Annotated in this window: 9 protein-coding genes and 1 pseudogene; all 10 read right to left on the bottom strand. The window is 39.0% G+C overall.

Annotated features, from left to right (window positions below; all coding sequences use genetic code 11):
• Positions 1-7 precede the first annotated feature (7 nt).
• Complete coding sequence (locus SB775_RS12855; RefSeq protein ID WP_061462858.1) at positions 8-568, bottom strand: 4Fe-4S dicluster domain-containing protein; 561 nt, start codon at positions 566-568, stop codon at positions 8-10.
• The gene (locus tag SB775_RS12850) at positions 569-2,737 is read right to left on the bottom strand and encodes a molybdopterin oxidoreductase family protein (protein ID WP_410861819.1); all 2,169 of its coding nucleotides are present in this window, start codon (positions 2,735-2,737) and stop codon (positions 569-571) included.
• On the bottom strand, positions 2,724-3,806 hold the full coding sequence (locus tag SB775_RS12845) for a hypothetical protein (RefSeq protein ID WP_410861818.1): 1,083 nt from the start codon (positions 3,804-3,806) through the stop codon (positions 2,724-2,726). The genes SB775_RS12850 and SB775_RS12845 overlap by 14 nt, the downstream gene beginning before the upstream one ends.
• A gap of 310 nt (positions 3,807-4,116) precedes the next feature.
• Positions 4,117-5,112, bottom strand: coding sequence for a 5-oxoprolinase subunit C family protein (locus SB775_RS12840; protein WP_061462855.1), 996 nt, complete (start codon positions 5,110-5,112; stop codon positions 4,117-4,119).
• Positions 5,112-5,876, bottom strand: coding sequence for a 5-oxoprolinase subunit PxpB (gene pxpB, locus SB775_RS12835; protein ID WP_410861817.1), 765 nt, complete (start codon positions 5,874-5,876; stop codon positions 5,112-5,114). The genes SB775_RS12840 and pxpB overlap by 1 nt, the downstream gene beginning before the upstream one ends.
• A gap of 13 nt (positions 5,877-5,889) precedes the next feature.
• Positions 5,890-6,681, bottom strand: coding sequence for a putative hydro-lyase (locus SB775_RS12830; protein WP_061462853.1), 792 nt, complete (start codon positions 6,679-6,681; stop codon positions 5,890-5,892).
• A 76-nt stretch (positions 6,682-6,757) separates the two neighbouring features.
• Positions 6,758-7,897 carry an NRAMP family divalent metal transporter gene (locus SB775_RS12825; RefSeq protein WP_410861837.1) on the bottom strand — a complete coding sequence of 380 codons (1,140 nt, stop codon included), beginning with the start codon at positions 7,895-7,897 and terminating at the stop codon, positions 6,758-6,760.
• 120 nt (positions 7,898-8,017) lie between these two features.
• Positions 8,018-8,779, bottom strand: a complete 762-nt coding sequence (locus tag SB775_RS12820; RefSeq protein ID WP_284471014.1) for a LamB/YcsF family protein — start codon at positions 8,777-8,779, stop codon at positions 8,018-8,020.
• Positions 8,780-9,327: 548 nt separating this feature from the next.
• Complete coding sequence (solA, locus tag SB775_RS12815) at positions 9,328-10,452, bottom strand: N-methyl-L-tryptophan oxidase (RefSeq protein WP_410861816.1); 1,125 nt, start codon at positions 10,450-10,452, stop codon at positions 9,328-9,330.
• Positions 10,453-11,536: 1,084 nt separating this feature from the next.
• A pseudogene (locus tag SB775_RS12810) lies at positions 11,537-12,175 on the bottom strand (amidohydrolase family protein); the annotation flags it as partial.
• Between the last annotated feature and the right edge of the window lie 81 nt (positions 12,176-12,256).

The following is a 12,256-nucleotide window of genomic DNA, read 5'->3' as shown; positions in this document are numbered from 1 at the left end:
ATCCCTCCTAATATAACTTAGTTATCCCCTGTAAAATACCTGGGAGATTTACCTTAACGTTCGTTTCACTTTCAAGATATGGCAGGCTAGTCACCCATTTTCCATTATCTAGATTAAATTGTTTTCTCTTATTTTCAATTTCTTCATCGGTCAACCATTGAAGTGTATTGGATGGGCAAACACTTGCACACATTGGCGGGATACTGTCTTTTGTCCGGTCGATACACAAATCGCATTTGTACATTAGGTTTTGTTCAGTGTCAAATTTCGGTATTCCGTATGGGCAAGCAATCGTACAATTTTGGCAGCCGATACATTTTTCAACGAGTGCTGATAATACGGCACCTGTCTCATGGATTTGGATTGCCTGGGCCGGACAACTCCTTGCACAGGCCGGATTCACACAATGAAGGCACATAAGAGGCATCGTTTGCCGATTAACCAGAGGGTTTACATCATATACATAGTTTCTGTTCCTCTCTTCATGCCCCCCGCATTGTGTACAAGCCGCTAGGCATGACCGGCATCCTATACAGTTTTCAAGTTCTAAGTAGAGCCTCTTTTTCATTTATTGCACCTTCTTTATTTCGACTTTTTCCATTTGAGCTGCACAGACTTTAAATTCCGGCATACGGGAGATTGGATCAAGCGCTGCAATTGTTAATAGATTGATAGATTGCTCGTGGCCAAAGTGGTATGGAACAAATAGAGTGTCTTCACGAATGGCTTCTGTAATTTTCACTTTATAGATTGCCTCGCCTCTTCGGGTAAATAGACGGACTTTATCTTCATTTTCCAAATTGTATTTTTTTGCTAATTCCGAATGTACTTCGACATACGGTTCCGGACACATATCGCGCAGGAACTGTATTCTTCTCGTCTGGTTCCCTGATAGATAATGGTAAACGACACGTCCAGTTGTTAAACGAAGCGGATATTTTTCATCTGGCTCCTCAGCAGGGGGCCGATAAGGAAGCGCACAAATTTTCGCTTTACTGTCTGCGTGATAGAATTTTTTATCCAGGAACATATGCGGCGTTCCCTTGTCATTGTCATCCTTACAAGGCCAAAATACTCCGTCCTGTTTGTCAATCTTATCCCATGTAGCGCCGTAATAATCGGCATTTCCGCCTTTACTAGCCAGTCTGAATTCATCTGCCACATCTTTTGCAGTTTTCAAATGGGAAAAATATCTTCCTCTCCCAAGACGTTCTGCAAGCTCTACTTGTATTTGCCAATCGGGCTTAGAATCTCCGATAGGTTCTTGTGCCTTATTTATCTTAATAATTCGTCCTTCAAGGTTTGTAACTGTTCCTTCATCTTCTGACCACGTTACAGAAGGCAGGATCACATCCGCAAACTCTGCTGATTCAGAAAGGTAGAAATCCGAACACAACATAAAATCCAGGTTTTTCATCGAACTTCTGACGAAATTTAAATTCGGCGCAGATACTGCAGGATTAGAACATAGCAGATACAATCCGCGGATCGTTTTTTGTTCCATCAGTTCAAACATTTCATAAGCAGAAACACCCGGCTGAGGCATTTCTTCCGGTGTGATTTTCCATACTTTACAAACTTCTTCTACATGTTTAGGATTTGTAATTTTCCGGTATCCTGGCAATAAATCCGCTTTCTGACCATGCTCCCGACCACCCTGTCCGTTTCCTTGACCAGTGAATGTTGCTACACCAGACTTCGGACGGCCAATCTTACCTGTTACAAGCGCCATGTTTGTATATCCGGATACATTGTCAACACCCTTATGCTGTTGTTCAATTCCACGGGCAAACATGACAACTGCATTCGGTGCTTTTCCATAAATCTCTGATGCGCGAATGATCTTTTCCGGTGAAATACCTGTAAGCTCACTCGTATATTCCGGCGTAAATTCTTTTACTAGCTCTTTTGTTTCTTCAAATCCGTTTGTATGATTATTAATAAACTCTTCGTCAGCATAACCATTTTGAATTAATAAATTTAAGATTCCATTAGCAAGGGCAAGATCCGTTCCCGGTTTCAGGTCAAGGTGCAGATCTGCTCTTCTCGCAATAGGCGTTTCGCGGGGATCCACCACGATAATGTAACCGCCTCTTTCTTGTACGTTCCAGACACGAAACATAGAAGTTGGATGGCATTCTGCTGTGTTGCTTCCTGCAATAAATAAGCAATCTGTTTCATGAATATCTGTCCAGGGTAATGTTGAACCTCTATCTACGCCGAAAGAACGAAGGAATCCCCCGGCCGCACTTGACATACAGAAACGGCCATTATAGTCAATGTAGCGTGTTCCAAGAGCCACACGTGCAAATTTTCCTGTTAAATAGCATTTTTCATTTGTCATTGATACGCCACTGAAAACGGATAATGAATCTTTTCCATATTTTTTTTGAAGCTCACTGAATTTTTTCGCGATTAAATCATATGCTTCATTCCAGCTTGCTTCACGAAAGCCTTCCTTTGTTCCCTTTAATGATGCATCATCACGAATAAGCGGTTTTAAAATACGATCATCATGGTTCGTCTGCTGGTAAGCTGTAACCCCTTTTGGACACATTTTCCCAACCGTTACAGGCCAGTCATAACGTGGTTCAACCCCAATGATTTTATTTGTCGCTCTATTTACCCTTAAATTCATTCCGCACTGCATTCCACAATACGCACAATGCGTTTTGACCAATGTTTCATTCGGGTGTATCACATTCTCTACTTCTTTAAAAAACTTATCCCTTTGCATTCTGGTTTGCCTCCTTAACTTTTAGCTCATGGATAGGGAAACCGGAAAATTGAGCAATCCGGTATTTTCTTCGACAAGGTAGGCACATTTCAGCGAGATGATGGCCTTCCTTCGTTTGAAATTCGATATCATTCACGCCGAGAACCTCTACGACATCTTTTGATTGTTCTGATGAAACAAACTCATCACCACATACTTTGCATCCTTTCATGGATTGTTCCGCATAATGCTCTCTGTAGTTTCTTGCAAATACACTCAGTGGGCGGAAAGGTATGTGAGCAAGTTTTCCGAACGGAAGATAAATCAATGTAATAATGACTGACCACTGATGAATCAGGGACATAGCTGGCTGTCCTGTACCATGCAAAAAGATGTTCATGAACGTTAATGCCAATCCTGTAACACTGACTAATAACAGCATAAATAATGGAAGAAAGTCATACATGAATTTTTGTTCTGCTCTTGCCTGCATATTTTTCAAGCGGCGGTAAAGTGCCATGCATACTCCCGTGATAACCATTACAGCAGTAATGTTCAGAGCGTTATATGATAAGTCCGCAATGATCCCATCAGCTGGTACTGTTATTACCTTGATCCCCATTGCGATGATGTTGTAGTAGCCATTGTCGTCCATGGTGAAGTACATCCATCCAAAAACTAGGGGGAATGTCACAAAACAGGAAAGAATACATCCCCAGCCGATTAGAACGTGCTGAGTCCATCGGTAAATTCCCCTATTCCAGATGAAATTGTATGTTGCTAAATGTTCAACCGATGTTTTAGGCGTTGATTTTTTAAATAGAAGTTTGATGCCTTTTTTTATGAAAATCTTTGTTGGCGGCCTTTCTCCCCATGCGATAAACCTGTAAAAGAACCCCCCAATAAAAATAATCGTCCCCACCATATAGCCATAAAGGTTTAAATCTACGTGTGTAAACATTCTCGTGCCAAAAAACGATAAGGTTACAAGTCCGCAAACTGCTAGAAACATAGACTTGGCAAAATGTGATGCAAAAGCATTATCCATTGATTTTCCTGTTTTTTGATTTGCTGCTACTTTTGCCTGCATTACTATTCCTCCTCATTACAATTACCATACCTTTATTGTAAGAGGTGCCCCGATTTTTCCATATCGGGGAACTTCCCCATCCTAAGGGGAAAATTCCCCTATCTTTGAAAATAAAAAAAACAGTTCTAATGTACAGAACTGTTGTACTATATTTCAATTAAATTTTCTCTTTTCAAATTTTTATCTTGTAATGGAGGAGAACCGTTGGAAGTTTCTCTTAATATTAGCTTTTTAGGAGAATGAACCAAAAAAGAAAGAACCCTAATATTAAGAGTACTTTCTTCCTTTTTGTTACTTCTTGATGAAGTAACTATATAACCTGCTGTTTTTTTAGGGCTAATGAAATCGAAACCTTCAATTCTTTCAATTGTTGTTCTTTTTGAAGGAAAAGCTGCTCGGCTTCTTTTAAGGTTACTCGTGAAAATTGAATGGATTCCCCTGGTTTGATCTGGGCGATCATTGGTAAATCTGCCGTAATAACCTGAGCTATCTTAGGGTATCCTCCCGTTGTTTGGCTATCCGCAAGGAGAATGATCGGGTTTCCATCAGGAGGAACCTGAACAGAGCCGTTAGTTACTGCTTCAGACAATAGCTCACGTTTCTCGTTTAACTCAAGCAAAGGGCCAGATATCCTATAGCCCATACGATCAGATTGGTTTGAAACTTTAAACAAATTCTCTGTAAAACTGACTTTACTGGAGTCCGTAAAATAATCGGATTGGCTTCCATCTATGAAACGAATAGCTGGCATGCGACTTGGCATAAACTCCTTATCATTGACAAACCACTTTGGAGCGGTGAACGATTCCTTAAATTCCCGGTTAATTAGAATAGTAGAAGTTACATTAAAATCCACAACATCATCCACTTTTAACGCTCTTCCTTTAAAGCCGCCGATTTCCCCTCTTAAATATGTGCTTTTACTATTCATAACTGTAGAAATAGCGTATCCTCCCGCAACAGACAAATAAGACCTACAACCTGATTTACACCCTTCAAATCGAAGAATGGTGCCTTTTTTCACATAAACAGGCTTCCACATTGGTACAGTCTGACTGTCAATAGTAGGTGATAAATTTCCACCTGTTATCGCGATCAAGCAATTTTTTTCTATTTTAAGTGTCGGACCCATTAACGTAATTTCCAGGGCCGCTTCACCTTCTTTGTTACCAACTAACATATTGGCAATTCGAAGGGAATATGGATCCATTGCCCCGCTTATAATCACCCCATGTTGCTGAAATCCTTTTCTTCCAAGATCCTGAATACTAGTTAATAATCCCGGCTTGATTACACGCAGGCTCACTATACCCCCTCCTTTAGAATCATTTCTTTATACTCTTGAGTAGAAATTGGATGGAATTTCACAATGTCTCCTGCTTGTAATAAACTTGGGGGATCTACATTTGGCAAGAATAGTTTGGTTGGCGTTTGTCCGATTAATTGCCATCCACCAGGTGTTGATATAGGATATACTCCCGTTTGCATACCAGCAATTCCTACTGCCCCTGCAGGAATGGTCATTCGGGGAGAGGAACGCCTAGGCGCTGAAATTTTTTCTGATAGTCCACCGAGAAATGGAAAGCCTGGTGCAAATCCAATCATATAGGCCAAATACTCGCCGTTTGAATGAATATGGACGACTTCATCAGTAGTTAAATTATTATAACGGGCTACATATTCCAAATCAGGGCCATATTCATTCCCATAACACACGGGAATGGACACCGTTCGATGTGTGAGCTTTTTATCATCTTTTAAATCCTCTAATTTCGTTTCCAAGATCGAACGTACCACTTCATAGGGAGAAATGGTTTCAGTTTCATTGCTTTGTTTTTGATTCTTATAGATAACTAGAGGGTCGTAAAAAACCGTCAAATTAGTAAAAGCCGGCACACATTCTATAAATCCAGCAAAAGGTTCATCTTCAAGCAAATCCATAAACATTTTAATTTTTTTGTGGATGCCGTATTTCATTTCATTCCCAAATGTAATCACGATTGCGGAATCGCCTAAGGGAGACAGTACGCATGTAGTTTTATTCAAAAGCTTTTCCGGCATAGAACTCATCTCTTTCTGTCTATTATAAAACGCCTAATTTTTCATCACGAATATCCGTTATAAACATATATCCTGGTGCATGCGTAATCATAATCGACGGTTTGGTTTCCATTGCGATAGATTGAGGCGTTACACCACAAGCCCAGAAGACTGGCACTTCTCCTTCACGAATCGTTACTGCATCACCAAAATCAGGTTGCTGTATGTTAGAAACGCCAATCGCCTCCGGATCTCCAATGTGGATTGGACCACCATGAACAGCAGGAAAACGCGATGTAACTTGAGCCGCTCGCACGACATCTTTTTGAGGAATCGGACGCATGCTCGCTACCATTTTCCCGTGAAATATCCCTGCTTCAATACATGAAATATTCGTTTTATACATTGGTACGTTACATTCCTCTTCAATGTGACGAATCGATATATCATTATTCAAAAGGGCGTGTTCGAATGTAAAGCTGCACCCAATTAAAAATCCAACCATATCATCTTCCCAATAGTCTGAAATATCCGTTACTTCTTCCGCTAATTCACCATCTTTATATACCCGATATTTTGGAATATCTGTACGTATATCAGCAGACTGGGCAGCAAATTTAGGAATAGGAGAACCAATCTCCGTTACGTCTAGAAGTGGACAAGATTTAGGATTACGCTGACAAAATAATAAAAAATCAAAAGCATGTTCTTTTTTTAAAATTGCAAGGTTTGCTTGTGCATAACCGTTTGCGATTCCAGCAGTTGGTTTAATCCATTCATTGTTGCGGATCATTGCGCGCCATTCAGCCGGAGTTGCTTGCGAAAGATTAATCATATTAACATCTCCTATAAGTAACTAGCAGTTTTTCACAAACTGCTAGTCGTATGAATTAGATTGAATCTTTTAGTTATTAAAATAGTGATGGCAGTTGATTAATCAAAGTATATCCGCCCATTAACGCCATAACAATTACCACGAACACACCAGAAATCGTTAACCATAAAGGATGTTTATAATCACCCACAATATTCTTCTTATATGCCGCAATTAAAAGTGTACCAAGTGCAATTGGTAAAATCAGACCATTGATTGCCCCTACTACAAGCAGCACTTTAACCGGTTTGCCAATTAACATAAAGCAAAGTGTTGAGACGACTATAAAGCCAATTATAATCCAATTAGCCCTTTTATTTATTTTTTCACTGAATGTTCTGATAAACGACACAGAAGTATATGCAGCGCCAACTACTGATGTGATTGCTGCAGCCCACATAACAATACCAAAGATTTTATAACCAACATTTCCAGCAGCAAGTTGAAAAACGGATGCCGCAGGGTTTCCTGAATCAATTTGCAAGCCTTTAGATACAACGCCTAGAACTGCTAAAAATAAAGCAATCCGCATAACTGTGGTTATTAAAATCCCCATTACTGAACTCTTTGTGACTTCTGGCAGTGCTCCTACACCTTTTACGCCTGCATCCAATAGACGATGTCCACCAGCAAATGTAATATAGCCACCTACAGACCCCCCAACCAAAGTAACAATTGCGATAATGTCAATCTTATCAGGGGCGAATGTCTTCACTACTGCTTCTCCAATTGGAGGAGCAGTTGTCCATGCAACATATATCATCAAACAGATCATAAAAAAGCCGGCAATTTGTGTAAAGCGGTCCATCGCTTTACCCGCTTCTTTTACAACAAAAATTAATATTGCAATAACTGCACTAATTGCTGCTCCAGTTGTAGGGGATATTCCTGTCATCGCATTCAGACCAAGTCCAGCACCTGCGATGTTCCCTATATTAAATGCGAGCCCTCCCATAACAATGAGTGTCGCTAGAACATAACCCAGGCCTGGAAGAACCATGTTTGCAATCTCTTGTCCCCGTTTTTCAGATACAGCAATAATGCGCCATACATTTGTTTGTGCAAAAATATCAAGAATTACTGAAATTAGAATTACAAACCCAAAACTCGCTGCAAGACTTTGGGTATAAACAGTTGTCTGCATTAAAAAACCCGGTCCTATGGCTGATGTTGCCATAAGAAATGCTGCACCTAGTAATAATGTCCGGTTAGTTTTTGGCTTAGAATGATCTTTTTTCTCGTCAGGTATATTTTTAATTGGCTCCAATGGAATCTGCCTCCTATGTGTTTGTAATTTTTATTTAGAAATAGACTTAACTGTAATTTCAGATATTTCTAAGGATTTTTTTACATGACGAGCAAAGGTTAAAGCATGTGTTCCATCCCCATGAATACAAATGGTATCTGCCTTTAAAGTCACATCAGTCCCTTGCTGTGACAAAACCTTTCCTTCTTTAACCATTCGAACTACCTGTACAACAGCATCATCATCATTTTCTATCATTGCATGCGCTTCCATTCGAGAAGTCAATGAACCATCTTGTTGATATGTCCGATCCGCAAACACTTCACTAGCCGTTTGTAAACCAATCGTCTGTCCAGCACGTATTAATTCACTTCCAGACAGGCCAAATAAAATGAGCTCAGGATTAATCTTGTATACAGCCTCTGCAATGGCAAGGGACAACTCTTTACTCTTTGCCGCCATATTGTACAAAGCACCATGTGGTTTAACATGTTGCATATTCCCGCCTTCAGATTGCAAGAAGCCATTTAATGCACCTATTTGATAGACAACAATATCATAAGCTTCCTGTGGAGAAATATTAATATTGCGTCGGCCAAAACCAATTAAATCTTGTAATCCTGGGTGGGCACCAATTTTTACATCTTTCTCTAATGCAAGTTGAACCGTTTTTCTCATAACGGTAGGATCGCCAGCATGAAATCCACACGCTACATTGACAGATGTTACAAAATCCAAAATCTCTGCATCATTTCCAATTCGATATGTGCCAAAGCTCTCACCTAAATCAGAATTCAAATCAACTGTATTCATTGTACACTCCTCCTATTTACAGAAATTTCGAACAATAAAACTTATAAATATGTAGAAAAAAATAAGTATTTCACTTTCAACAAATTCCGAAATTCGGAATTGCCGTTTCATATTTCGGAATATTCTTATTCTATCATTTTTTTTTATTTCGACAATACTTTGTTAGATAACCTAACATATAGTTAGAATCAAAATCTGAATGGTAGACTAGTAATAATAAAAAAACCATTGTTTCCTATAATAAGGAAGCAACGGTCTTGATTACAAGTTTAAAGGGAAATGTATATACTTACATTCGATGCGAAACGGAAAGGACTTATTTTATTTGGCTGTTTTCACATACTTTGTTGCTTTTTACCAGGTAGTGAGTTGTGGTTGATTTCCCCTCCAGAAGCTCGCTTTCCTTGGTGCGGGCGGTGAGCCTCCTCGGCGTAAACGCCTGTGGGGTCTCACCTGTCCCGCTGCTCCCGCAGGAGTCTCGCACTTCCGCTCCAATCAACCTTAAATAGTTTCGTTTTAAAAACAACAATCTTTACGAAAAGAGCCTTTTATTTAAATCGATTTATAGAAAATACTGAGATATCATTCTCACTCTTACCTGAAATAATAAGGTCACTTAAAATCTCTCCAATAACACTACTGAATTTAAACCCGTGCCCTGAGAAACCTGCTGCAATAGCAATGTGTGGATAATTAGGATGTGTATCCACTATAAAGTTCTCATCTGGTGTCATTGTATAGATGCAGCTTTTTCCATGTTTTATTTTTTGACCGGTAGGCATAAATTGTTGTAGAAACTGTACCAAATCCCCCTCATCTTCATCCAATACACCAAACCGTGCTATAGAATCATCGGGATTAATGTAATTTCCTCCATCATGTCTTCCTACTTTTAAACCACTGTCATTTATACTTGGAAAGCCATAGTATGTACCTACAGACGTATCAAAAGTGAAGGCCGGGAAATTTTTGTAATTATATAATTCATTTGCTTCAAACCATGCAAATGTTTTTCTGATTGGGGCTAGAGGAACATGTAAGTCTAACATTGCTAAAAGTTTTGGTGACCATGCTCCTGCTGCAACAACTAAAGCTTCTGCGTAGAAAGTCTGTTCATCAGTTTTGATCGTGACCCCATTACTATGAACAAATATCTTCCTTACTTGGCTATTCACAATGATGTTAGCACCATGTGACTCCGCAAGTTGTTGATACGCTCGAATACACTCTTCACTTTTTAACACACCCGAAGTCGATTCAAAGCAACCTATATAATCTTCTGGCAGTGAAATACCTGGCCACCTTTTATGGATTTGATTTGAATCCAGGATATCTAAAGGTAAATTAAATTTTTCTGAACTCGCGATTACTTGATTAATAAATGTGGATTTTTGACTGCCAGCATTCAGTACACCTGTTGGAAGGAATAACTGTTTTCCCGTAAGTTTTTCTAATTCATTCCATAGTTTTTGTGATTTAAGTGCCAAAGAAACATATTCTTCACCTTCTCCATAGGCATGTCTAATAATTCTTGTTTCTCCATGATGACTGCCTTTATTATGAGGAGGAACAAAAGAGTCTAATAATAATACCTTTTGTCCATTTTTAGATAGAAAATATCCTGCCGACATTCCCATAGATCCAGCTCCAATTACAATTACATCATAATGCATTCTTTTCTTTCCTCCTCCCAATTTTGATGATTGGATATTTTCGAAAGTATAGGTTGTGATAAAACTGTGCTTTCAGCTATAAGCGTGCTGAAAATAAATAAATTCCTAACTTAATGAAAAAGGGAGCCGCTTTACTGAGATTGGTCAGAGTAAAACAGCTTCCACTATAGTTTTTAGAACTCAATTTCACCAATCGCCATTTCGACTAGATTGACTATCTCTCCTTCATGAATTTGCCCATAAATCGTTTCAATATCAGGATAAAAAAACCGATCTTCCTTTACCATCGGGACTTGGTCGCGTATTAAATAATCGGTGACGGTTTCCCGCAGCTGTATATTGTGGAATCATGTAGCCGCTATTTTACCCTGGATTTACTACTAAGAAATTAGGAAGTTCACTAAGGTGATGGTTTACTAGGGGCATCGTCAATTGTGAATTTTTGTTCGTTCAAAGAATCTCCTCCATTTTTTGATTTTTCAGATATATAAATCCAAAAAAATACCATTATTTCAATTATCCGGTAGCACCCCTGAAGTTTTCAGTTCACATAAAATAATGATATTTTGCCGACCCTACCAAATAAAGAATGTACACCTGCATGCAAGTTAGAAATTTACTTACAGGTAGTTTTTCATTTTATGGTTAAGACTAATACTATAATGAAATTACAGCAATGAAAATTATAAAATAGTATTTTTTTATAATTTATATCAAATCATTCTAACTTTTTTGTCTTTTTAATTAAGAATATATAGTTTCAAGGTTTGACAAATTGTTTATCATTGAAATAAATGACTACACTAAGGACTTTACAGCCTTCTATTACCTCAAATTTTTCCCTTGCTTCCTTTTCTGTGTAAAACTCAAACATTTTAAAACCATTCTTCGAATGGATAGTGATTATCCATATAATATCTCCTCCACATAGAAGGGTTTATTCCACGATTCCCTTAAAATACCTTTACTTAATCTTCACTGTAAAGCGGTAAAGTATTTAACGCTGACAATGGGTAGGATGATAATCCACCATCCTACGATTCAGCACTATTACATGTTGACAAGTACTTCTATAGCCCATTCCATCCGCTGGATTTCCGACTTCAAGCGAACCTACCTTTTCTTGCTGTTGATTGCACAAGAAGTATTGTATGTTACCGCCGTAAGTGCTTCAGCAGGTGTAAAACGCATCGCGATTCATGCCAGGTTCATGACAAGAGGCTTAGAAAAGTTGGCGGCGAGGATCCGGGATTGCAATCGGTCTAAATGGCAACAGCTACACCTTCCTCAACCATTCAGTGTCCTTGGGCCGCATCTTCTCTTAAATTCAAAGCTGTGGCTGGAAGCAAGCGGGCAATGGTTCCTGACTTAGCCATTACTTGAATCCCTCTTCGGAAGCCTTTAATAAATGCTCAGCAGAAATAACCCCTATTTTGGCAGCTAGTTCCGCGCCCTCGTTTGGTTCTATTTCATCAGCATGAATTTTAGGATCAATCCGTACTTTTTCCCGGCCTTTAAAATACCCTCTGATTGTTCAGGGGTAAAGACTCCCTTTTCACAAAAGCCATCAATCATTGAATTCAGCAAGCTTTTATTCAGAGAAGATTGGAAGCATATCATTAATCAGATGATCGACAAATTCATCCTCATGGCCCTTATAATCCTTGGGAACCGCATGGGCTCTCATAATAGTAGGAACTGGTTCAATCGGATGCTCTTCCTGTTACTTCTTCTGAAATGAAGCAACGGCTTTTTTATTCTTTTTAAAGTGAAATGAAATAAATATTAAACATAATCTGTTATC

The organism is Peribacillus sp. SIMBA_075 (assembly GCF_046534585.1).
This window is presented reverse-complemented; position numbering and strand designations above follow the sequence as displayed.

Bases quoted from the DNA above. Each gene is read 5' to 3' on its own strand.
- SB775_RS12855 (WP_061462858.1), bottom strand. From the start codon at position 568: ATGAAAAAGAGGCTCTACTTAGAACTTGAAAACTGTATAGGATGCCGG.
- SB775_RS12850 (WP_410861819.1), bottom strand. From the start codon at position 2,737: ATGCAAAGGGATAAGTTTTTTAAAGAAGTAGAGAATGTGATACACCCG.
- SB775_RS12845 (WP_410861818.1), bottom strand. From the start codon at position 3,806: ATGCAGGCAAAAGTAGCAGCAAATCAAAAAACAGGAAAATCAATGGAT.
- pxpB (WP_410861817.1), bottom strand. From the start codon at position 5,876: ATGAGTTCTATGCCGGAAAAGCTTTTGAATAAAACTACATGCGTACTG.
- SB775_RS12830 (WP_061462853.1), bottom strand. From the start codon at position 6,681: ATGATTAATCTTTCGCAAGCAACTCCGGCTGAATGGCGCGCAATGATC.
- SB775_RS12825 (WP_410861837.1), bottom strand. From the start codon at position 7,897: ATGGCAACATCAGCCATAGGACCGGGTTTTTTAATGCAGACAACTGTT.
- SB775_RS12820 (WP_284471014.1), bottom strand. From the start codon at position 8,779: ATGAATACAGTTGATTTGAATTCTGATTTAGGTGAGAGCTTTGGCACA.
- solA (WP_410861816.1), bottom strand. From the start codon at position 10,452: ATGCATTATGATGTAATTGTAATTGGAGCTGGATCTATGGGAATGTCG.